The 24,616-nt window shown below is 37.9% G+C and carries 14 protein-coding genes and 1 pseudogene; 4 read left to right on the top strand and 11 right to left on the bottom strand.

Annotation, left to right across the window (positions count from 1 at the left end):
- Nucleotides 1–688: 688 nt before the first annotated feature.
- The 3 genes from KHA94_RS09490 to KHA94_RS09480 form a co-directional block, all read right to left on the bottom strand.
- Complete coding sequence (locus KHA94_RS09490; RefSeq protein ID WP_213101875.1) at nt 689–1,063, bottom strand: BsuPI-related putative proteinase inhibitor; 375 nt, start codon at nt 1,061–1,063, stop codon at nt 689–691.
- Nucleotides 1,064–1,424: 361 nt separating this feature from the next.
- Nucleotides 1,425–5,168, bottom strand: coding sequence for a S8 family peptidase (locus KHA94_RS09485; protein ID WP_213101874.1), 3,744 nt, complete (start codon nt 5,166–5,168; stop codon nt 1,425–1,427).
- 461 nt (nt 5,169–5,629) lie between these two features.
- A complete protein-coding gene (locus tag KHA94_RS09480; RefSeq protein ID WP_338030736.1) occupies nt 5,630–5,827 on the bottom strand; it encodes an arginase family protein in 198 nt (65 codons plus the stop codon).
- Here KHA94_RS09480 and KHA94_RS09475 point away from each other — a divergent pair.
- Nucleotides 5,819–6,316: a hypothetical protein gene (locus tag KHA94_RS09475; protein ID WP_213101873.1), complete on the top strand. Its 498-nt coding sequence runs from the start codon at nt 5,819–5,821 to the stop codon at nt 6,314–6,316. The two genes, KHA94_RS09480 and KHA94_RS09475, sit on opposite strands and share 9 nt — an antisense overlap.
- A 151-nt stretch (nt 6,317–6,467) precedes the next feature.
- Here KHA94_RS09475 and KHA94_RS09470 read toward each other — a convergent pair whose 3' ends face one another.
- The 5 genes from KHA94_RS09470 to KHA94_RS09450 form a co-directional block, all read right to left on the bottom strand.
- Nucleotides 6,468–10,616: a S8 family serine peptidase gene (locus tag KHA94_RS09470; protein ID WP_213101872.1), complete on the bottom strand. Its 4,149-nt coding sequence runs from the start codon at nt 10,614–10,616 to the stop codon at nt 6,468–6,470.
- A 284-nt stretch (nt 10,617–10,900) separates the two neighbouring features.
- Nucleotides 10,901–14,434, bottom strand: a complete 3,534-nt coding sequence (locus tag KHA94_RS09465; protein WP_213101871.1) for a S8 family serine peptidase — start codon at nt 14,432–14,434, stop codon at nt 10,901–10,903.
- Between the two features lie 179 nt (nt 14,435–14,613).
- Nucleotides 14,614–15,255, bottom strand: coding sequence for a response regulator (locus KHA94_RS09460; protein WP_213101870.1), 642 nt, complete (start codon nt 15,253–15,255; stop codon nt 14,614–14,616).
- Nucleotides 15,252–17,090 (bottom strand): GAF domain-containing sensor histidine kinase, encoded by a 1,839-nt coding sequence (locus KHA94_RS09455; RefSeq protein ID WP_213101869.1) that lies wholly within the window; start codon nt 17,088–17,090, stop codon nt 15,252–15,254. Before KHA94_RS09455 ends, KHA94_RS09460 begins: the two co-directional genes overlap by 4 nt.
- Nucleotides 17,091–17,934: 844 nt before the next feature.
- The gene (locus tag KHA94_RS09450) at nt 17,935–19,740 is read right to left on the bottom strand and encodes a LamG-like jellyroll fold domain-containing protein (RefSeq protein ID WP_249365412.1); all 1,806 of its coding nucleotides are present in this window, start codon (nt 19,738–19,740) and stop codon (nt 17,935–17,937) included.
- Nucleotides 19,741–19,975: 235 nt separating this feature from the next.
- Here KHA94_RS09450 and KHA94_RS09445 point away from each other — a divergent pair, with 235 nt between their 5' ends.
- On the top strand, nt 19,976–20,194 hold the full coding sequence (locus KHA94_RS09445) for a hypothetical protein (RefSeq protein ID WP_213101868.1): 219 nt from the start codon (nt 19,976–19,978) through the stop codon (nt 20,192–20,194).
- A 211-nt stretch (nt 20,195–20,405) separates the two neighbouring features.
- Nucleotides 20,406–20,963, top strand: coding sequence for a cysteine hydrolase family protein (locus tag KHA94_RS09440; RefSeq protein ID WP_213101867.1), 558 nt, complete (start codon nt 20,406–20,408; stop codon nt 20,961–20,963).
- A gap of 177 nt (nt 20,964–21,140) precedes the next feature.
- Here KHA94_RS09440 and KHA94_RS09435 read toward each other — a convergent pair whose 3' ends face one another.
- The 3 genes and pseudogenes from KHA94_RS09435 to pssA form a co-directional block, all read right to left on the bottom strand.
- Nucleotides 21,141–22,067: an MBL fold metallo-hydrolase gene (locus KHA94_RS09435; protein ID WP_213101866.1), complete on the bottom strand. Its 927-nt coding sequence runs from the start codon at nt 22,065–22,067 to the stop codon at nt 21,141–21,143.
- Between the two features lie 255 nt (nt 22,068–22,322).
- Nucleotides 22,323–22,526: pseudogene (locus KHA94_RS09430) on the bottom strand (ATP-binding protein); the annotation flags it as partial.
- A 253-nt stretch (nt 22,527–22,779) separates the two neighbouring features.
- Nucleotides 22,780–23,271 (bottom strand): CDP-diacylglycerol--serine O-phosphatidyltransferase, encoded by a 492-nt coding sequence (gene pssA / locus KHA94_RS09425; RefSeq protein WP_213101865.1) that lies wholly within the window; start codon nt 23,269–23,271, stop codon nt 22,780–22,782.
- A 609-nt stretch (nt 23,272–23,880) separates the two neighbouring features.
- On the opposite strand from pssA, the gene KHA94_RS09420 reads away from it, so the two are divergent.
- A complete protein-coding gene (locus KHA94_RS09420) occupies nt 23,881–24,609 on the top strand; it encodes an efflux RND transporter permease subunit (RefSeq protein WP_338030761.1) in 729 nt (242 codons plus the stop codon).
- The last annotated feature ends 7 nt before the right edge of the window (nt 24,610–24,616 follow it).

Here is a 24,616-nt window from a genome sequence, read left to right as displayed (position 1 = left end):
GTGACTTTTGGGTTACTTGTAAAGGTTTCATTAGGATGCAACGTTTTACTTATTACATGCGTACTGCCATTTTTCCCTATCAGTTCGAGACTAAAAGGAAGATCTATAGTTGATATGTTCTTGATCATAACCGTGCTGCGTATTTGACAATTTTCCTCGTATTGAATCTCCCCTTTTGATCCATAACAAATCAGAAGTCGTTGCATTTGTTATTTCAGCCGAAGCTGTGCTCTCTGAAGTAAACCAAGCAAACCTATCATACCTCGATAAAATAACTGTCAGTAAGTAAAGGAGAGTCAGCACACTTATAAATACAAATTGTGATTTTTTAGTTTCATAGTTTCGACCTCCAAGTGCAAGGTAGATGGGGTGCCAAGTAAAGGTGTCAGGCACCACAAACAATATCTAGTATCAATAAGTGAATGAGATTCTAGGTATAGTGTATTATGTGGATGCCAGACACCATATTGAGTAATCGTTTTCGTATTGTGGGGGAGGGGCGGATTCTATTCCTGCTCTTTAGTTATGTACTTTTGCTGCACTTCCCCTCTTTTCTCTGTTTGATAGAAAGGAAAATTAAAAAGAGGATGACTCAAAAGGTCGTTTAAACGATGACTCTTTTGAGTCAGCCTCCTTATGAAGCCATTCCAAATAGAGTATTAATTTCTAAATGCTATATTATATTTCTTTAAGAGAGGGTAAACCTCCCCTTTGCTATAGGTGTTTTTACACCTTCCTCATTACCAACTAAGGTTACCAACACGATATACTCACCAGGCTCTACACGTTTTCCATCACATTTATAGTCCCAAGTTTCTTCCCATTTACGGGTTTCACCAGGATCAAAATTCACATATTCAATTGCTTGTGGAAAAAATCTGTCTTTAGAGTATCGATACACTTCTTTTCCCTCTGGATTAAGCACGTGAATATCGTATTGTTGACCGGTTCTAAAGATAAAAATCTTTTCAGTATCAGTATTATTTAGTAACGTAATGATAAACTTCACACTTTCTGAATTTTCCCAAGCATGAACAGACAATTTAACTCCTTTATTTTCCAAGTTTCCTGACACCCTTTCCACTTAAATAATGAAACTTAAATTTGCACCCCACTGTTTTTTGGAGCTCCCGAACTTGTGAATAAAGTATAGCGATAGTCCTAAAGCTAACTGCTTTATATGTATCAAATTGGGAAATAAAACAAAATGGAGGGGACGTAGCTTATATCTATCAGTTAGAAAATCTAAATGAGAGTACATTACTAAAAAATAGGGATTGAAAATTTTACATTTTTATTAAAAGTGGTCAAATTCATTATGAGACTTCAACTGAATTCGCAGTATATTATGACTTTTTAACACGCTTGTAAATATAATAACATACCCCTCACTAGCTGAGGGGTATGTTATTAATCTATCGATGTTATCTCAAACCGTATGCCTTAATTACTTCCTGAGAAATTTTGTTTCCTTGGTCATCCCAAGCGGTTGCACGTAGGGAAACATATTTGTTTGTTTTAGGATTATTAATTTTAGCTGTCCAACGATCATACGCAGTACGCTCAAGGTTTACTTTATCCCACGACTCTCCTTCATTAAAGGAAACCTCTAATGTAGCATCCTCTAATTTACCATACTCTAATTTACTAAAGCCCTCCCAATCAAGTTTTGCAACAGATAGCTCGAGTGCAGTCGATGGTGCCGCAAGTGCGTTACCGTTCATATCGGTCTCAACCTTATAATCTATTGAATAGAATGGGAGTAAAGTTTCGAATTCTTCTCTTTTTTGAGACCAGAATGTCCATTCTGTATGCGTACTTATTGATGTTTTCCAGCGATTCGGATCACGCTTTGCATCACTTACTAACCTGTATTGTGTTTTTTCTTCTGGGAATGGAGTATTTAAGTCCATAGCTTGTCCTTTTCTTTCACTAAGAAGGGTATCTCCTTGGTACAATTTAAGTGTTTGATTTTTTAAGGATTCGTTATATCCATGACTACCTGTAGAGCCATTCCCTGAATCGGCCCAAGCAGGAATATTAAAGTGTAAATAGTTCCTTTGGCGGGTAGGTGGGAAATAGCCTTGACCCAAACGCGGACGCACTACTGGAGAGAACCATTCTTCCTGAAGTCTTTGTCCTTTTTCATACGTAACTGCAGGCTGGCGAACCTCCCATGGACTGTCTAATACCGTTGCTACGTGATACCATCTAGTATCTTTTACTGCTGAGACCCACTCTGTTCGAACAGAAGGCAACTGTAATTTTTGTAACTGCCCTACAGCATTTGAATACGGACGCATATCATAACGGAACTCTCCTCCAGGTGCTTCACGGTCTGATTTGTAACGCGTGTCGATCTTAACTAGTTCATTGTTAGATGGTGCATATTTTAAATTCTTTGGAATTTGGTCTTGATGAACATCCATCAAATCATATACATATGGTGTATTTGTTTCACCTGTAACAAACAGTTTCAGGTTGCCAGAACGTGCTGCTGTGATCACTTTATCTCCTTCACCTTTACTGATTCCAACAACTGCAAGAGGGATGTCCGTTTTATCCGGATTTCCTACAAATGCACTGAATTCCTTATCTTCATTGTTTACGATGATCAACAGCTTTGCACCCGCTTCATGTGCAGCAGCGGCCTGCTCAGAAGGCGTAACTTCACTGTTGCGATCTACAACAACCGCTTTTCCTTTTGCTTGTAGACGCTCATAATTTGCTAAAGTCCCTTTTCCTGCATAAACCGTTGATAAGTTATAATTTCCATCGAACATTGTGCTTCCTGCAAATGGAACGTCATCCAATATATCTCCTTTAAAGTTAATCTCAAGCAATGGTTTCGTTAAACGCCAGCGAGTCAGATATTCGAAGTCTCCTGTTTTAACTTCCATTGTTGGGACAGCATACATTTTATCGATCCATGGAAGCATGGTGTTAGAATGAGTGAATGGTTTGCCATCAAAGGAACGGTAGTATTGCATGCGCTGATAGCTTGGTTCTGTATTCTTCGGTACTTCTACTGAAATTTCTTTTGCTTGTCGAGCATCAAGTTCCACGGTTTGAGGACCGTCTAGCTTGATTTCAGGATTACCGACTAATGCTATACCACTATGATCTGTTTCAGAATCCACTTCCATATAAGCCATGGCTGAATACGTGTCAGAGGGTAAGCGAACTTCCGTTGTTCCGTTTACGGCAATAAATTCAGGGACCATGTTTTTGTCAAGGAGTAAGACATTCGTAAAAGCAGGATTTCCATTACGGTCCGTAGCGTTAAACGTTAGCGGATAACTTTCTTCTTCTTTCACCATGCCCATTGAAGTGTGAGCCACTTGATTGCCTTCAGAATCGGTTGCTGTTAGATGTCCTTCATAACGCGTACCTAAGTCTCCATGTTGTGGATTCAATGTAACGGTTACGTCTTTAGCCCCGTTAGCCGGAATGGTAATTTGACTCTCAGAAACCGTTAGCATTCCATTTGGTGCAGCATTACCTTTTCCATTCTTGAAGTCAGCATGTAGATCTAAAGTTACAGCAGAGTCGCTGTCGTTTGTGTAAGTGACTGTTTTTTGTACAGATTCCGCATTATCATTTGGCCATTTGAAGAACCCAAACGATAATGAACCAGTTGCTCTCACTGTACTAAATGCCGCTGCTGGTACATCTAATCGACCTGATCCAATATGATAAGGCGAATAATTTAATTTCTTGGATGTACTCATCAACGCTTCTTTTAGCTGTGTACCATTCCAATTAGGATTCTTCTGCAGAAGGATCGCAGCTGCTCCTGCTACATGCGGGGTTGCCATGGATGTACCATTCAAACTCTTGTAAGATCCACTTCCTGATGTTAGTCCAGAGCGAGCAGCAACAATCCCAACACCTGGTGCAGACAGGTCAGGTTTCATGCCCTTATCTCCATAACGAGGTCCTTTTGATGTGAAGGAAGCAATCTTGTCTGTCTTATCCACAGCACCGATCGTTAAAGCAGCATCAGCAGTTCCTGGTGTACCGACGGCTCCTTCAGCACTTGCGTTACCGGCAGCAATAACAAATAGTGCACCTGTTTCTTCACTTAGTCTATTTACGGCTTGAGCCATCGGGTCTGTTCCGTCACTTGGCCCGCCTCCCAAACTCATGCTTACAATCTGAGCGTTGTCTGCAGCCCATTCCATACCGTCTATGATCCAAGACTCCAATCCGCTTCCTTCGTTATTTAATACTTTACCTACGAGCAATCGGGCCTCAGGAGCAACTCCTTTATTCTTGCCCTCAGAGGCAGCCCCTGTTCCTAGTACTGTTGAAGCGACATGAGTACCGTGACCATTAGCATCATCAACTGTTTCTTCCGGTACAAAACTTTTTGCCTCGTCTATTTGATCCGCAAGATCAGGATGATTGGGGTCGATTCCTGTGTCAAGTACGGCTACCTTAACGCCCTTACCTGTGTAACCTGATTCCCAAGCGGTTGGCGCACCAATCTGAGGTACACTTTGATCTAATGTGGCTTCCACTCGGCCATCCAGCCAGATCTTTTCAATGCCCTTGTCGAACAAAGCATTGTTTGATTTGTTTTTTGCTGTATCCTCAAGTGTAATATCTTCCCAGAATGTATCCGCTTCCTTTTTGGAAGCAGAGAGGGCAGCAGCGTTAATACTCTCTAACACTCGAACCGTTTTAGCGCCTTTTGGCTCAACTATTGGTTGAACAGCTTTACCATTTGATTCCGTGTACTCAACGATTATGGGTAAAGAAGAAAGGCTATTGTCATCATAGCCATTTTTAATCAATTCCGTTACATTAAACAAATCCATATCCAACTTATCAGCCGCTAAGTATGGCATAGCTGAATTTGGAATAACATACGTCTCTTCACCAATATCTAGTATTTGAGCACCTGCACCATTTTGGTCAACAATCTCTACGTTAATAACACTCTTTCCGCCTTCAAGCTTTTTAATGGTAACGACATCACCTGTGATAAGCGTGATTTTTTGTTCATCAGCACCATCAATACTGTTTACAATGGCAGAATGCTCAAGTGGTGTCTTTTCATTTGTTGTTTTATCGATTGCTTTTACACTATGAAAGGTTGATGCAAGCAAAATCGTAGATAAAGAGGTTGCTATAATCCTTTTCATGTTCATATTTTTAACCATACTTCCTCCTAAAAAACCGATTAATAGAATAAGAGCATCTAATGAGATAATGACTTGATGCTGGGAATTCACTGTTTATCGCTACACCGTCGATGGCGTTTTATACTCTCTTGTGATGTTTAAATCTTCTGCTTTGTATTTGGCCACATTTTTCTATGATTCAATGATTGCACATACTGTTTACATGCCCACAGCATTCCTGTAAGGATCTTCCTTATTTTTTCTGCTCCTCATTACATCCCCTCCTAATCGATAATTTTAACGAATCACAAATAAAAATAGTAAATTGCAATTCTCTTTTTATTATCGTATATTTATATTTTTCTGAAAATTAAACATAGGATGTAACTTTTATAGCTATTGGTTCTAAACCAACATAAAACCAAAGATCTATTCTAGCCCTTTTTAAATGGGAGTTTTAAGACACTATCGTTTTTCTGAAATTATTTCAATCTGGTTTGTTAAGAAATTATTTCTTCCTTTTCCTTGCTGTATTCTTTCTTCCTGATTATCTCTTTTTCCTTTAAAACATAGCTGAGCAGGTCCAGTAATATACGGGCAGCTACTTGTCCGGTCATTCCGGTTGGATCATATGGAGGAGCTACTTCAACCAAATCAAATCCGGATTGATTTAGGGGAAAATCGAATACTTGGAACACGTAGCAAGTGAAAAAGAACTTCAGACGGTGCTTTTCCGTGAAATAGGAAGAAGAAAGTTAATCACCTTACATGAAAAAATAAATAATAATTTGGAACTCAGTTATGGTGTAATAAGGTTAGAGAATATGCTCGCTGAGAAGACTCCGATTCTGGCCAGTAACAGACTGGGCATTATTATCTCGGAAGCGGATCTTAGAGCGAAACGTTTTGAAGAACCATCAGTTATTTTTGTCGTGGCAAAAAAGAAAGAAAAAATACCAAAACAGTACCTAAAGACGGTTCCCGCCGGGTTGTTTGCGTGTATCCGTTATAACGGAGAATTATTGTGGAATCGAAGCGAAAGTTTGAGTAAAGTATTAGAGTATATAAATAAAATGGGATACCGAATGACAGGCGATGCACTGCAAATCATGCATGTTGATATTACAATCACAGACAAACCAAATGAAACTACATTTGAAATACAAGTACCTGTTGAAAAGGGCTGAGTTGTACTAAAAAGCATACTCCTTTTGTAAAAACTAGCCGATAGCAAATCGGTAGAAGGCTGGTTCAATTCTAAATGAACCTTTCTAATTCAAACTTTATTAAAAAGGGAGAAATGCTTCGCATTTCTCCCTTTTTGACCAAAATCCCTTATTATTGCTTCGGCTCTAGACCGACAAGACGCAGGAAGTATGCCAAATCTTTCTTTCCATTGCCGAGTGATTCTTTTGGCTGCTTTTTAGCAGGTGCATCCGGTCCCTTCGTTAAGAAGTTTTTCTCGACAAAACGAATATCTGTTTCGTCCACCACGCCATCTTGATTGATATCTTGCGGCACGATCGATGGATCATTCGTACCATAGGCCTCTGCTATACTTTGAATATCAAGAATATCAATCATGCTGTCACCATTTACGTCGCCCGCAAGATTTTTCGCACTTATTCTAACATTTTGCCCGCGCAGCTCATCTCCTACAAAATACCCCGGAATGAATTTTTTCATCGCTTTGAGATGTCCTGGAACATCAATAACAACTGTGTATGCTTCAGTAGAAGCTGGGATGCCTTTGATCTCGTATAATCCTCGTTCATTAATCGTTCCTTTATATTTTTTGCCGCTTGGAGACATCGCATATACTTGGGCACCGATTTTTGTATAATCCGCTTTCGACAAAGAACCGTCATTTCTCAAAAACGCTTCCGGTCCGATATTACCATACGCTCTCGTATGCGTTGGATTCACGTTAAAGCTTTCCGTACCGAAATAAGGGATGACATTAGCTACTGTTTGTCCCGCTTTCATATAAGACGCCTGTTTTACATTAAACTGGTAAGCACCAACAACAATATCGTAATATTCATCTACTACTTTGAACGTGACATCAAGGAAAGGCAGATCTCCGTCCATACCACTAAATGCATTCCCTTTCATAGATGCGCCAACTTTCACCGTATTACTGTAAGTTCCTTCTGTCACCACAGGTTCTTGCATTGATACTTCCAAACCTCTCTCCTTCGCGTACTCGTCTGCCGCATTGTTAAGCTTCACATTCTCAAACTTGAGAAAATCTTTTCTGAAGTCGACCTGGAATTCCCCGGATACAAGCTGCTTCACATTATTGAGACTGATTGTCATCGTAACTGTATCGCCGACTTTTACGTCTTTCTTATCAAAACTAGAAGTCGTATATTCCGTACCTTCTTTTACGAAAACATAGTTTTGTTTACCCATTGCGGTTGCAATATCATACGTAGCCAAAGTCAAATTTAGAGGTTTCGTTGCAATATCACTTTCCTCAATACCGAATTTTACATCTCCATTTGCTTGGATCGGGAAGTACCCACTTATCATTCCAGTGTTTGCATAGTAAGCCATTTGGTTGGACGATTGATCATAATTTAAGCCTTTTGATTTCAATAGATCCACTGTCGCATCCTTGGCTGTTCCATGCAGCCATACCGCTTTTTGTCCATCCTCTACTGTGAACATGGAGTCATTAACCTCGATTACACCTGGTTTTTTATCCATTTTCACTTCCGGTGCTGTATTATCTACGATCATCGGATTGCCTACCACATATGAATTCCCTTCCTCATCGTGCGCAATCAATTCCAGTATATAGTCCCCTGCTGGAAGCTTTACAGGAAGATCGCTAATTGGCTTGGAAGGATCATTGGTAAATGGATAGACAGTACCGATAAATGCATTCATAAGAAACGTGTCTACGTCTATCAGTAATCTGCTAGCGTCCGCTGTTCCTATAAAACCTACAGCTTTCCCTGTTGCACTATCCTTAACAAGCACATCAATGGTTTTCATCGGGCTATTCAACTTCATGTTGACATGAACAAACGGGTATAAATATTGCCAGAAAGGCGTCGTATTCGTCACGGATGGACTGCTCGTTTTCGCATATTCAAATCCTTTTTCCGTCACCATGACAGCGAATGGGATTTGATATGTTTCAGCGGGATTGTTCGCATTCGTTACATGAATATATCCTTCATATCTGCCTGTCGCTGCGCTGGTTGGTATCGTGATTTTTGGCTGGAGCTCCTGTACTTGGCCGCTTCCCACTGTAGTCGATGAAGGCACTGCCACTTTCACACCGTTCTTCACTGCATCTTGGATGCCTTTACGCTCGCCATGATACTCCACTTCTAGGTTAAAAGATTTTTCTTCCTTACCGTTGTTTTGAATAGCTACTTTTTTGCTCGCTTCAATTGGTTTATCATCTTGCTTAAAATGTCTGCCGAACATAATAGAACCTGTTTGTTCGTCAATTTCGACAATATTTCCGTTCTCTACATTTTGTGTTTTGTCCAATACTTTAATGGAGGTATCTGTATGAACCGCTTGATAAGCATCGATTCGTCCTGCACCTACTTCGTATACAGAATAATCTCCTTGTAAATCATCCGATGTATTCATGAGTGCCGATTTTACATCGAAAGGAGTGTATTCCGGATGCTCCTGCAGAATCAATGCTGCTGTACCTGCTGTATGAGGAGCAGCCATAGACGTGCCCGATAAGCGTACATAGGCATCGCCATAATTAATGCCATCCTGCGGATCATTGATATATTCCGGTGCTGTAGAGAAAATCGACACCCCAGGAGCGACTACATCCGGCTTAATATCATAATTTCCATTTACCGGCCCACGCGAACTGAAATCTGCTAAATGATCGCCTTCCGTTTTTGTGTTGCTTAACGTTTCAAATGTGAAAGAACCTTCGCCCAGCCCCTTTAACCGCTCACCATCCGCTTTTGAAAGACGGAAAGACGGGATTAAACCGACGGCTTCACCTAAGTAAGCAGGTATTTGCCCGTCAACATCGTTGTACACAATCACTGCTTTAGCCCCAGCGTTTTTAGCATTTTTGATTTTTTCATCAAACGTAATTTCTCCGCGCTGAATCAACGCAAGTTTCCCATTGATATCTTTTCCAGCAAAGTCAGCAGCTTTACCAAGACCTGCATAAACAATTGGTAAGGATTGTCCTTGCAAATCTTCTAATTGATCAGAAAAATCTTTTCCTAGAAGCTGGATGTTTTCAAATGTTTCGCCGGAAGCGCTTCCATGAAATGTCGGAATCGACATCGAAACATCGCTTGCTCCTACTGAAATGCCGAGAGCAGCCGTTCCTGGAGAACCGAGAGTTTTTTCGTTCGGCCCGTTGTTGCCCGCGGCAACAACGGCCACCACGCCTGTAAGCATCGCGTTATTTACCGCGACAGAAGTGGCATATAAGGGATCATTAGTCCTGGCGCCTAGCGACATATTGATGACATCCATGCCATCTTCAATCGCTTGATCGATTCCAGCAAGGATTCCCGCTGTATCTCCCCCTCCCCAAGGTCCCAATACTCTATAAGCATATAAATCTACTTCAGGTGCTACCCCTTTTACAGCATAATCCACATCGTTTTTCTTTTGGGCTGCAATCGTTCCTGCGACATGTGTCCCGTGGTTTGTGTAGTACACTAAGCCAGGATATTCAGGTTTGCCCGCATTGATCCAATCCTCGTAGGTGGTTTCCATCGGATCAGCATCGTCATCAATAAAATCATATCCGCCCTTATAAGCCTCTTTTAAGTCAGGATGATTGTAATCAACACCTGTGTCAAGAACGCCGACCTTAATCCCTTTACCAGTAATATTCTCGGCATGCAGTTTGTCCACGCCAATTTGCGGTATACTGTCTGCCATTTGCGGATCGATGCCTTCTTCTGTTTCTACCGGTGGTTCCACTTTTACCTCGTAATCTTTAAAAATACGATTAACTACACCTGATTCCAGCAAATCTTGCACGGCCACACCAGGTAACGTCATCGCTACACCGTTGATGGCATTTCTATACTCTCTTGTAATATTTATGTCTTCCACTTTATAGTTGCTTATGCTTTTCTGTGATTTCAATGATTGCACATGCTGTTTAAAATCTTCATGAGCTTTTTCTACTTTCTCATTCGCAGCAGCAATTGATAGTTTTTTGCCTTTTGCTTCTTGTTTCATCACCTCTATTTTCGCAGGCGCCTGAGTGAATTCGACGATGACTTTTACTAATTCCGGGCTATTCGAATCAATATCCGGAGAAATCGTAAAGTTTGGACTTGCATCTAATTGCTCTAAAGCCTCTCTTTGTTCCGCAGACAGACTCGCCAGGATCTCTTCTGCATGATCAACTGGATTCAGCTCGTTCGGGCTTTTCGCCATTACATTAAATGGAGCGCCTTGAGATAATAACATACCAACTGCTAGTGTTCCTGTAAGGATCTTCCTAAATTTTTTACTCTTCATACCGCATCTCCTTCTCTTTTGATAATTGTTTTTCTTCTCTAAAACTATTTTTTTATATAAAACTAGTAAACGATGATCTGTCATTATCATCTCACATTTTTATTTTTCCGAATATTAAACATAAGAAGTATTTGTTACTATTTTTTAGTTCTATACCTCCATAAAACAAAAGTACTACTCCGCGACTTTTTATTTAATCATTCATCTTTTGCGTATAGATATAGCACCATGCACCGTGCATGAAAAAACCCAAGTGAATTATCCTCACTTGGGCCGCAATCGGTTTATTGTTGGAGAACCGTTACTTTTTTAGGTGTTGTTGTCACTTTAAAGCCGTCTTTTGACACTACATCAGCTGAGATAAAGTAATCTCCATTTGGAAGCTCCGCGTTAGGAAGCCATTGTGTTTTCAGTGAATGTTCATTTTTCACTTCAAACGTATCAACTATCTTTCCATTTGCATCTTTAACATTTATCGTCCAGTCTACTCTGTTATAAGCCCACGCAGAAATCCTTGCTGGCTTGTTTTGGTTAAGACCTGCAGTCGGAGTAATACTGATTGTTTGAATGGCCATATTTTGTTTATTATAGCTTTGATCTCCCCACGTAGTCCAAGATATATTTCCTGCATTATCAATAGCTAAAATGACCATACCTTTCGGCTCTGTATTGACAGTTAGAGATTTTTTTTCAAGCGGCACTTCATTATATTGACCATTTACATAAACAATAGCAGAATTATAGTCACTTGCATTATCTTCCGCATTGAAGGAAATTTCATATTTTCCGTTCTTTGGTGTTATCTTAATATCAGAAACAGTAGGAGCGACGGAATCTACCGTAATTGGCATTTTAACAATCTGTGGTTTTGCGTTTGAATAATCTAATGTTGTTTTGATAACATATTGATAAACACCATCAGGTACATATTGTCCCGATGAGTCTTTCATATCCCATTTATATCCGCCATACTTTGTATCCCCATAAGACATGATATTTTTTCTGAATTTCCATGGAGTACCAGTATATTCGCTAAAATCCCCTAGATTTTTTACGAGATTTCCAGATTGATCTTCAATATACATTTCGGTCTTGTCTAAATTACGTAAGGCTTGGAAGGACGGATAAATACCATCGAGTATATAGTTTTTCGAAAATGCAATATGATTAAGACTAAACATTCCCGTATATGGATTATATCCCAATGGATATCTTTCTGAATTCTCATCCCAAAGGGCTGTATATCCTACAAATGCATCCTTCTCCCATGCAGGTGCATCGATATTTCGTGGCTCATCCCATTTCCCATAGAAGCCCATATAAGGAATAGTTAAAGGAACTGCTTTATCCTGGTCTTTAGCAACCGGGACAAGACGAACAAACCCTTCTACAAAACTGTTTTTATTTAAGGAATCTGGTAATGATATATTAACAGTCAGCATTTTTGTTTGGCCAGGTTTGATTTTAACTAACGCTCCTTCTGTTTCTGTAACTGTTTTATCATTTACAGTAACCTTAGCTCCATCAATTCGTTCACTTGTTAATGTTAAATACTCTTTTAAATCCAATTGCCCATCACTATCTAAATCAAATTCCTTCATTTCTATCTTATCTTTTAATACATCGACATAAACTTTGTATTCAATATCATCACTATTATTTTTACCTTTTGGAGCGTCAAATGCTTCCATATTCAATTTAAAACTTGTATTTTGACCTATTTCTTTTAAAGCAACCGCCCCTGCTTGTTCTAAAGGCGTATTTCTACTTGTTACAATGACTGGTGTATTAATGGCATTTTGAATTTGCATTACCCCTGATCCTTGTACACGTGGTGAATATGGAACTTCTCCATTTGTTCTTGGATCCTTTTCAACATTAGCCGTATTCATTAAAGCTAGTTTTGCTTTTAAAACAGTATCTTCTGAATGAGGTAATCCTTTTTGATATAGCGCCTGAAGTAACAAAGCTGAACCACCTGCAACATGAGGTGCTGCCATCGATGTACCGCTCATCACTTCATAATCATTACCTGGTATTGTAGAATAAATATTTCCTCCAGGAGCCGAAATTTCTGGTTTAAAATCTAGTGTATGTGGTGTACCCATCGATGAAAAACTAGACATACTATCTTTCGCTGGGTTGTCAACGAAAGTATCTCCTGTATATTTCATACTTAAATATTGACCGTTTGGCAGACTACTCATTTTACTTAATAATGCTTCACCTACAGCTTTACTTGTTGACGCCGTTGGTGCTGCAGTTGGCGTTACTGGTAGCGTAGTATAATCTGACCAATTTGCAGGTGGTATCATAATAATCGCCTTTGCTCCAGCACGCTTAGCTTCCCACTGAATGGATGAAACAGTACTATATGAGTTTAATAGTTTAACTACTGCAATGTAGTCAGTTTTTCCTTTAGGATAATCTGCTACATTCTTTCCTTCCCCTACATATACCAAGTCATAAGGTACATCTGGTGAAAGAACCTTAGAGACTTTAAAATTATACGATGCTGGAAATTGCGTTTGGTCTTTGAACGGCACCGAAAAGCCACTTGCATCTGCCAATGCATTTAAATGAAGTTTCGTATTTTCATAGGAAGCAACCGATAACGCATATGGACTTACACCCGGTGCACCAACTGTTCCAATATCAGGATTTTCTGCATATGGTCTTAATGAAGAGGGTATGATATTATTTTTCGTACTGTAGGCTGAATTACCAGCTGCCACTACAACAATGGTGCCTTGTTCAGTCGCAACTCGAATTGTTTTTTGAATCGGATCAAATTCTTCATCTACATAGCCTGCATCAATACCTAAACTCATGTTGATAACATCTGCATCCATTGTTACGGCATGTTCAATCCCTGCGATAATATCATCCTCATATGCACCTCCACCTTTATCGGAGAATACCTTCTCGGCTAGTAGTTGAACACCTGGTGCAATACCCTCGACTCCGCCATTCGTTTCGTCCCCATTTGCTCCAATTGTTCCAGCAACGTGTGTACCATGCGAACTTCCATTTCCTGCAGGAATGACATTAGTATCATTGTCAGCCCAATCATAGCCCGTTGGGACTTTATCGGAATACCAAACTTCATTTACTTCTGTCTCTGCAAATTTTTCATTGATCTTATCCTGAGTCCATTTTTGCTTCTCTTCCGCTTCATCTGATAGTTTCATATCTTTGTGCGTATAATCAATCCCTGAATCTACGACCGCGACTACTAATCCCTCACCTTTATAACTATATTGTTCCCATACTTTTTGAGCTTGTACTAATTCTTTACTTGCAGCCATTGATTCGTGGAATGTTCTAGCAATATGGACATTTACAACCCCAGGAATAGACTGGATATCTTTTATATTTTGGAACTCTGTTTCTACACTGAATCCGTTAAAACCTTCGAAAAAACGATGCTTCACTTTAATAGGATCATTTGATTTCGAATTTTTTTCTTTTGAGATTTGTTCGATTACTTTATCTTGCTTTTGTTTATAAAAATCTTTTTTACTCTTGGTTATTTGCTCCATTTCTGTTGGTTGTTCAACTTCTACGATTAAGCGGACAGTATCATTCGGTTTATATGCTTCTGTCAAACCTTCTTTTTTAACTTCTTTATATAGTGAATCATCCTGATCGGTTTCTATCTTATCCTTATTAAAAAATAATTGTCCTCCTTCTTCAACCATTTGCGACTCAGCTGGCATATCATCACTTTCTGCAAAAACAGTAAGTGATGCAAATAATAAGGATGTCATCGCGGCTGTGGTCATTACTTTCCATGCTTTCGTCTTTCTTTTTTTCATAAACATCTCACCTCTCCTTTTAAAATAATGAAACTAGTAAACTATGATTCTATCTTTATTATCTAATATTTCTAACTTTCTGAAAATTAATCATAAGAAGTAACTTTTACTGTTATTGGTTCTATACCAGAATAAAACAAAAGAACTATCCGCACCTTAGGAAGGCGCAGGATAGTTCTTTAAGAAAAAGGAACAAGTTGATTTCGAACGGCATAAATGACCGCTTGTGAACGGCTTTTTACATTCAGCTTTTTGAAAATTTTATTGATGTGAATTTTGACGGTCTTGTCACTGATAAATAAGGCTTCAGCAATTTCTTTGTTACTATGGCCTTTGACCAATTCAAACAATATTTCTTTTTCACGCTCTGTCAGCATATTTTCATTCGGTTCTGATTTCGTTTGCTGGTGATGATAGGTTATCAGTTTTTTGGTCATGCGAGGATGAATCACAGAATCTCCTTGTGATACCATTCGAATGGCTGCTACTACTTGTTCCGATGATGAATCCTTCAATAAATAGCCATCCGCACCGGCCCTAAGCGCCTCCATCAAGTATTCATCATGTTCATACATCGTCAGGACGAGAACACGGCAATTTGGATACTGGCTTTTCACGAGTGACGTGACCTCAATGCCATTTTTTCCAGGGAGATTGATGTCCATCAAAATACAATCAGGTCGATACTCTTCTACTTTCTTCAATACCTCATCCCCGGAAACGGCTTCTCCTACAACTCGGATGTCGGATTCGAGATCCAATATACTCCGAATTCCATCACGTAAGACCGTATGATCATCTACTAATAATATTTCAATCATGATACTCCCTCCCTTGTTTCCGAATCTGGAATTAGTAATGTAATTTCTGTGCCTTTTCCTGCTGAACTATCAATCTGAAGGGTAGCACCCAGTTGTTCAGCTTGTTCATTCATGTGCAAAATGCCATAATGAGGCTCATGCTTTGTTTTAATCATAGATTCAAAAAGGGAAAAACCAACCCCGTTGTCTTTCACCTTTAAGAGCACATGTTCACGTTTATAGCTTAGGAGAATGTCAACTTCGTCCGCTTTTGCATGCTTTACAATATTCTGCAAGCTTTCCTGTAAAGTATCAAAGATGACCCGTTCTTTTGAAAAACTAAGTGTTCGAGTACGGCCCCTTTCATGATATTTAATCGATAGATTATATTCTTGTTTGATAGATTGAATTTTATTTGCAATTGCTTGTTTTAGCCCTAGCCTTTCTGTAGGGTATGGCTTTAAAGCATAGATAGAATAGCGAACTTCACCCAAACTCTTCCGTAATTTTTTTATGCTTGTGTCTACCACTTGCTTCATGGTTCCTGATTGATCTACGTGCTGCTTTTGAGCCGATTCCAGCTGAAATATGACCCCAGCTAATACTTGTGCGATTCCATCATGGATCTCACGTGCTAGTCGATTTCTTTCTTCAAGAATGATTCGTTTCTCCTGTTCGGAGACGAGTGACCTAGTCTTAAGCAAGCTGCCTAATTGATTCGCAAACGTAGATAAGGACTGTATATCTTCGGTAATAAAACTCGCCCCCCTGCTTTTACCTGCAACAAACATCCCTACCAATTCATGGTTTACCTTAAGAGGTAGGTAGACAAGAGAACGAATGACATCTTCAAAAACCTCATCTCCTGGAGCCATACCTTTTTTCCAATCGCTAACAACAAAGGTTTGGGATATCTCTTCAAAATTCAGATGGAGATCAGAGGAACTTGAACGATTGGAGTGTACTTTTCCATCCTTTAGCAGAAGCGCCCAGTTTCCTTCATCTTTTGTCCATAAAGCATAAGCCTGTATCCCCAAGAAGCCTTTAAGTGATTGTTTCATCTGATGTAAGTTTCCGGCAGACAGCCCTTGACTTAGCTCCGTCGTAATAGAAAACAGGTTATATAAACGTTCTTTTTCAATCCGTATTTGCCGAAAGAATGAGCTGATGATGCAGATGGCTACAAGCGGGAAAAAGAAGAACAAAACATTAATTCTATCCATCTCACCACTATATCGATGCTCTAAGATATAGATAAGAGAGGCGTAGATAAAACAAAAACTTCCACTCAAAAATACTAAAATATTTTTCTTATACCACTGGTCGAGCAGATATGGCTGAGGAAGAAGCACCATTAGAAGATCATAAAAAAGGGTGTTGATCAAGCAAAAGAATACGGTAAATAAAAGCAAGCTTATTAATCCTTCATATAAAACAGACGGATTCATCTCCATAATAAAAAAAGAAATACATTGGTTGGACAACCATTCTGCTAGAATGATACTTAGAGCAAGTTGAGAACAATTAAATAACGTTCTTTGCATTGGTAAACGGCGAAGGGAATGGGTAAACACCATCACACATACACAAGCAACAACAGTTATATGTATTCCAAACTCCCAATTCATTGGATAAATAAGCGTAAGGCTGAGTGTAACCCCTCCTCTCCCAATACGGATAGGAAAATACTCGATAATTCCCATAAACACAGCTAACAACAACAGGATTATGGCTTCAGAAGGCATTTCACTCTTAAAAATGGAAATGAAAACAGCAATCATACCAAGAAAAGAAATAGAATAAAGATAAAAACTCACTATTTTTTCCCTTATGGTAATAGAGTCTATCCTTTTCAAAACGGCACCTCCCTTTATTTGGAATATTCCGAAGAATCTATCATCTATTATTATCCAACAAAAAACCGGCACTGGCAAAATGGAAAAATACCCACTAGCCAATCACCGGCTGTACGCTTACCTTAAAATAGCAAGCTACATTACTAGTATAATGCATATTTCTTTATTTGCCTGTTCATCAAACGTTGTAATTAACACCTCCTTTTGCACTAGTTTGCATAGTACAAAAGATATATAAATTACAACAACATCCCATTAAGCTAGCTGCAATTTTCTAAAGAAAACTCGCCGATTGGCGAGCCTTGGAAAGGCGAAGTCAGAGGCGTAGTTGCACTTACACTTAATTCCTAAAATTGGAAACTGGGTCGAATCATCTTCTGCGCTGACAATTTATGCTTTCTTAACGTGTAAACAAAAAGGATTCGTTCCAAAAAATCCTTGAAACGAATCCATTTTCCACATCAGAAGTTATTCCTTTATGAACCTAAGATCCTAACACAAAAAATATATATCTACTCATGCCTTCCGCCAAAAATAGTGCTGCTAATGCGATATATGCAAAAGAAAAAGATACTTTCTTATTTTTTGAAATAGATAAATATCCCATATCATGCACGGTTCCGGGTTGTTACTTTGACTGATAATTTGCGTATATTATAAGTGTTATTTTGCACATCCAAGTTTTAAAAACCCAGCTACCTTCATTACATAAGAAGATTAGCTGGGTTTCTTAATTATTTACATTCAATCCTAGTAAAAAAGCTACTGCTCCTTGTACAGCGATTGCGCCCGATCGACTATTAAAGGCTGAGTGAGGCTGGTGGAACCTGCTTAATCTTTTTTGTTAATTCATGTTAAATCTCTGTTTAAAATTGAAATCCAATTCAAATAGATTTTGTTTATCAGTTAAATATTTGAAATCAGCATACGTTCTTTCTTTGTTTGACATTTCATCTATAAATGGAGAGTAAGTACGGAAAAACATTTTGTTTTTCTTTTCATCAAATTCCACAAGTCTGAGCCAGCCATTTCCTCCTCTGTAACTTCCCTGGTAATCGACAAGCATTTGAATGACATCGTTTCCTGCAGCGTTCTGTTTAACTCTGTGAACTGCACCTGTATAATGTCCGTTAACTGTCATAAACACTTGATTGTGATCATTTACAAGTTCATCCCAAATCAGGCGACCGTTATCCGAGTCTTCGGCAATAGGTTTATTATTTTCATAGTCAGGATATATAATATCGTGGGAAACGATAATAGTCGGTCTATTTTTATGTTGATTCAAAACACTTTTTGACCATTCTAAGTCATTTTCTAAGTTTTTCATATCCACCATTAAGAATAAATATTCGTAGCTCCCCGCCTTAACTATTGCATAAGACCCATATCCAGAAGGAGAACTTCCTTTATAGTACTCTTTATTCTTAAATCGTTCTGGTCCATAATATGTTAAGAAAGGGTCCCCACTCGCATAATCATGATTCCCTGCAGCAATCATATATGGAGTGTCTTTTTTATCTAAATAGGAAATGGCTTCGAGAGAATTTTTCCATTGTATTTCTGTATCCCAATCAACAATGTCTCCGACAAATGCGTTCATTACAATTTGATTCTTTTTGCTGTTATTAGCAATCCATTTCATTTGGCTGTTAAAAATCTCCGGATTGAGATTTGAGTATTTCTGCGTATCTGGAACAAAAAGAAAATTATAATTATTTTTATCTGTTAGGAATGGAATTTTATCGTTTGTTCCTTCAACTGGTTGATCATCACGAGCATCTTGAATAAGCCATTCTTTTTCATTCAATGCCTCATTAGCAATTCTTATTTCTTGGATGTTGCCTGCAAAAAGTGAATCTAATTCATTTGCCCACTCAGAAGCACCAATGTTCCAGCCTTTACCCTCTACAGATGCAATGCCTTTCACTACTTCTGATTTTCCGTAATCGCTGACACTATTCACTGTTAAAGTCGTCGTTTGCCCGTCATTAACTACCGCCAAATGGTACCATTCATCACTATTTAAAGAACGAGACCAGTTAGTCACATTATAGTCTAGATTAGTTGAATGGCTTGTCCATTGGACTTCTTGAGCGTTAGATATAGATAATGTAGTAAGTATTTCTTTCTCGCCTTCTATCTTGCCAAGGTCAGCAGCCTGCCCTTGTCTAGTTAGCATTCCCATCCAGCTATGTAAACGATAATCGAAATTACTTGGTAATTTAAAAATAGTTTCTATTGTAAATCCAATTTTAAATTGTTCCGTATTAATAGGTGCATCATTAATCGTTTTGAAATATCTTCCTACAGGAGCATTTTTATAATTAGCAAATTGTAAGCTGTCAACATTTTCTTGATCATAATAATCTTCTTCAGACCACTTCATCATATTGTCTAATTCTGGTGATGATTTATCTCCAATCGTCACTAACTCTAAATCATTCCCATTTTTACTTGCATCTTCAATAATTAAATTCCCGTTTTCAATTGAGCCGGCTTTCACATGTTCTTTTGAAAATTTCCAATCTGCTACAATACTATCCTTTTCTTTCTGGGTTACAGAACCCGAAGCCTCTGTAGGTGCAACAAAACTTGGAATCATCATACAAATGATCGATAAACCTATTATTGCATTTTTCATTCCCATAAACCGTTCCCTCCTTTTTAATTAAGGCAACAATAGTGTATCAGCAACTTATTAATTTCGTTTTTTAATTAGGCTAATGTTTTGTAAATCACCTGTTAATCGTTCTTATGTGTATAGCGTGAAAAAAGTTATTTATGTTATTTATACAAATAATTCACAATATTTTTCTGTTAATATTTAGAAATATTAAGATATTAATAGTAAAATTTTCATTATATGTAAATATTAGGAGGTTTTGATTTTAAAAAGGATTGTTAGCTTATTGACAGTGCTACTTTTGATCGGGACTCTATTTTCACCATTGGAAAGTGCCCATGCGAAAAAAATAATTGTTAAATGGGGGAAAATTACTCTCAAGGAAGGACATATAGGGAAAGTAATAATCAATAAGGATACTCCATTGTATACAATTGATACTAAAGAAATTAACAGATTAGCGGTAACGAATAAGTGAGATTCGTGCCCAAAATGGTTCATTTCATGATAGTACTAACGCTGATTCACTGGAATGGAAAAATTGCTCACAAAAATTTATTGCATGCAGGACTTTATGATTCAAATGCGAATATCTTTTATTAGAACATGTAAAGGGGGCGGTTTTTATGCAAATAAAAATAAGGAGATGGTGGTACGGTTTTTTATTTTAATGTAAAGGGGTTTTTTTATTGAACCAAGCATTATTGGTTATTGATGCACAACAAGAACTTATTGAAGGTAAAGATGGTGAGCAATGTGTATTCAATAAAGATGATCTTCTCAACAATATTAATGCAGTTATAGAAAAAGCGACGGAGATGGGCCACTTAGTATTATTCATACGAGACCTAGATGTTGCAGAGGGCAAAGGAGATGGATTTGAAATTCATAAAGAAATCCAAGTACCTACTTCTGCCAAGATATTTAATAAAAAAGCGACGAATTCATTCTATGGAACACCATTATTAGAGGTACTTCATGATAACCAAATCGAACATCTAATCATAATGGGATGCAAAACAGAGTACTGCATTGATACGGCTGTAAGAGCTGCTACCGTAAGTGGATTTGATGTTACACTTGTTGAAGATGGACATTCCACAACTAGTAGCTTAACATTATCAGCTGAACAAATTATAAAACATCATAATAAAATCCTACATGGTCATTACAATGTTGACCATTTTTCAGTAGTTAGAAAAACAGAAGAGGATTTATTCCAGCCGATCCATAACAATTATAGATAAAAATAAAGTTTCAAGTCATGGGGAAGGTTGTATTATTAACCTTTAAGTATAAATAATGTTGAATTAATAGATCAGGAGATACTTCATTATTCCTGATCTTTTTGTTTATTGGGTAATGGTAACGTTTTCATAGACCAAGTCACACAAATCAAGAACACCCCATGAAATGAAGGGTCATTATTTTAACCACAACGTTTCACCCAATTTTAAAACGGTTAATGCTTCTTTTGTTAGCTCTAGCCTATCCCATTCTTTATACATCCGTTCAAGTGCCTCTGGCCCAGTATCATTAGCTAGTCGGTAAGCCCCATAATGCATCGGTATAAATGTTTTTCCTTCTAATTCTAAAAATGCTTTGATCGCATCCTCTGGATTAATATGAGAGTCTTTCATAAACCACTCAGGTTCATACGCACCAATTGGCATTAAGACAATATCAAGGTCAAATTTTTCACCAATTTCTTTAAATCCCCGGAAATATCCTGTATCACCCACAAAATAAATTCGCTCGTCAGATATTCTATCTACAAGTACCCAGCCGCCCCAATGAGAGGTATTTGTATCTGTTAAGCTTCTTTTTGTCCAATGCTGTGCCGGAACGAATATCATGTTCAATGAACGAAAACTAAATTCATCCCACCAGCTTGCTTCGGTTACATTTAGATATCCACGTTGTGTAAAAGCTGACTTCAAACCAATCGGAACATAAAAAGCTGGATTGCCTTTTAACTTCTTAATCGTGCCAAAATCAAGATGATCGTAATGACCATGCGAGATAAATACTACATCGATATTAGGCAACTCATCGATAGGAATACCAGGCTCTGTCATTCGTTTTTGAAATCCCATCCGCCTAGCCCATACAGGATCGGTCAATATGTTGACACCATTCAACTGAATAAGAAATGTCGAATGTCCAATCCAAGTGATTGAAGACTCAGTACGATTTTCGTAAAGTCTCTTAATTTCCTTTGCATCATGTTGAGGAATTTGAACCGTTAAGTCCTTCTTTTTAGCTCGCCTTTCTTTTGACCAGAGCAGCATATCACTAAAACTTTTAGTAGTACTAACATTATCGTAATTTTCGTATCTTATTTTAGCCATGAATGTGATGGCCCCCCTCTTTAAGATTTGTTATATCACATAATTGGCCGAGGAGATACAAAAAAGCCTGACGGGCAATGAGATAAAAAGTCACGGCCTGTCAGACTTATGCAGCCTTATTTGTTATTTTCATAAATTGCTCCTGGTTTGCGTGGAAGACAAGCTGAGCATTCAACATAATAATAAATAAACCAAGAAAAAAATTTATTATTTTTAATATAGACAAACCCACTAGTACGAGGTCTCGTCAGCTTTTTATATGGGGAAGAATAACCTTACTTCTGTATCTACCCCTTCTTTACTTATAATTTTAATTTCGCCTTTGTGCAATTTCATAATACTTTTTGCAATATGAAGTCCTAAACCAGAGCCTCCTGTTTCTCTGCTCCTCGCCTTGTCTACTCGGTAAAAACGCTCAAATGTATTTTCTATTTCTCCCTGTGGAATTCCTATACCATAACTTCAAACTCATCCCTTCTAACTAGCCTGAAAGTATCTTTTATATAATTTCCCCATTTTCAAATAGAATACTTTTCTAATATAAGTTGTAACATTTCAATCAACAAGCAAGAAATTAAAAAATATCATCTTAATGAATTCTTAATCATTTATTAAGATAACCAAAAGGTTTATGGATAAAATAAAAAAGCTATACCCTTTTAAAATGTCCTTTACAAAGGTTACTCTAGCTTTTTTCAATGAAAGATCATAATTATAGTTTTTTAACCCTAATTGGACTTACCATTAAGAGTGCGAGGATTAAGGTAATCCATGCATTACTAAATAAAAAAAATCCCATACCCGCTAATGTCAATCCAGCAGCTGGAATTGGTAATCCTTTAAAATACCCAATAGTTGGTTTAACACTAAACTTCGCTAATCTTAATGCCCCCATCGTTGGAAAAAGGATAAATGCTAAAGAAGTTAAAATTGATGGAGATGCTATCGAATGAAATAGAAGTGCTGGAGCAACTCCGAAACTAACAATATCAGCTAAGGAATCTAATTCTACGCCAAACTCACTGTTCACTTTTAATTTTCTCGCAATCCTTCCATCAAGAAGATCTAGAACAGCTGATAAGAAAATAAAAATGGAGGATACTTCCAAAAATCCACTCATATTAAAGGTAATTGAGATTACACCGCATAATAAATTTCCGATCGTAAATAAATTGGGAACAACTTTTATTATCTGATTGAACAAGACAGCTCCCCCCTTACGTTACCCTCTGCATTTAAATAGTATTTCTATTTATTCACTTTCTATCCTTAAAGATTCTAAATAAAGTGAAACTTCCATCAGTGGGGGTTTTTCGACGCACAGGACGTGCTAGTGCCGACGTTGCCACAGGACGTGGCGTACTTAGTCGGCTTTCATCCCCCACTGATGGTTAGTTGCGGCCCACAGGAAGTGGGTCACGCAGACGTTGCCACACGATGTGGCGCTTTTAGTCTGTGTTCATTTTATGGGCCTTTACGGGCAGTTGATACCCCACTTAGGTTTCTTTAATTCTCTCGCAACCTTGAAGTGGGGGTCTTACTGCCCGTTAATCTGCGATAAAAATTGGTAAAAATACGCTATTCCTTTACTTTTAGTTCTAATTCTATGAAGCGAATTTTGTATTTATTTTTCATTTTAATGGATTATTAATCTTTTATTAAGGGAACGTACAAGTGCATTTTATATACTTAGCATGCCCAACTTGATAGGAGTATTATTCTTGAATTTGCTGCAGAGAACGATAAGACCATTTGGGTTTATTTTAAATAAGTGATTGGGGATGCTCGGATATGAGGAGATTAGTTTGATCAAATACCTAAGTTTGCAAAAGATCAATCTCCTTCAACTATTAGCGAAAGAGATGGTCAACCATTCTCCCTTGTTACAGCACAAATTACATCAAATGATATTAGTAAAGTTTCAAATCAGGTGGACCAAACCCTAAGCAACATGAAACTTCCAAATGATGTAACGTATTCATTGGGAGGAATCTCTGAACAAGTTAAACAAATGATTTTCGATATGTCCATTGCCGTTTCATTTTCTATACTTTTAGTATTACTCATTACTTCTTTTATCTTCAAAGGATGGATAGCACCATTATCAGTACTTTTAAGCATTCCCCTTGCTTTAAGTGGTGTTGTAATAGCATTAATTCTATTCCAAGGTGAATGGAATTTAGCAGCATTAATTGGTGTTCTGATGCTTACTTGTATTGTAGTAACAAATGGTATTGTGTTAATTGACAAAATTGAAAGAAATCGAAAAGAAGGAATGCCAATTAAAGAGGCAGTTTTAAGTGGTACTCTTTCAAGGATTAGACCGATTTTAATGACAGCAGCAGCAACAATCCTTACTTTATTACCACTTGCCTTTTCACATAATGCGGATACGGTCATTTCTCAAACGCTCGGTATTGTGGTAATTGGCGGAATGATAACTTCAAACATCAACAGCTTAATTATTATTCCGATCATTTATGAATGGTTGCATAAAAATCAGCTATCCAAACAAAATATAGAAGTATCAGCTAAGGGGTAACATTAAC

This window comes from Cytobacillus citreus, assembly GCF_018343665.1.
GTDB lineage: Bacteria > Bacillota > Bacilli > Bacillales > Cytobacillaceae > Cytobacillus > Cytobacillus citreus.
The sequence above is the reverse complement of the archived record's forward strand: the minus strand, read 5'-3'. Positions and strand labels throughout refer to the sequence as shown.

Coding starts and splice junctions, on each gene's coding strand:
- KHA94_RS09485 (WP_213101874.1), bottom strand. CDS start 5,168: ATGGTTAAAAATATGAACATGAAAAGGATTATAGCAACCTCTTTATCT.
- KHA94_RS09470 (WP_213101872.1), bottom strand. CDS start 10,616: ATGAAGAGTAAAAAATTTAGGAAGATCCTTACAGGAACACTAGCAGTT.
- KHA94_RS09465 (WP_213101871.1), bottom strand. CDS start 14,434: ATGAAAAAAAGAAAGACGAAAGCATGGAAAGTAATGACCACAGCCGCG.
- KHA94_RS09460 (WP_213101870.1), bottom strand. CDS start 15,255: ATGATTGAAATATTATTAGTAGATGATCATACGGTCTTACGTGATGGA.
- KHA94_RS09450 (WP_249365412.1), bottom strand. CDS start 19,740: ATGGGAATGAAAAATGCAATAATAGGTTTATCGATCATTTGTATGATG.
- KHA94_RS09435 (WP_213101866.1), bottom strand. CDS start 22,067: ATGGCTAAAATAAGATACGAAAATTACGATAATGTTAGTACTACTAAA.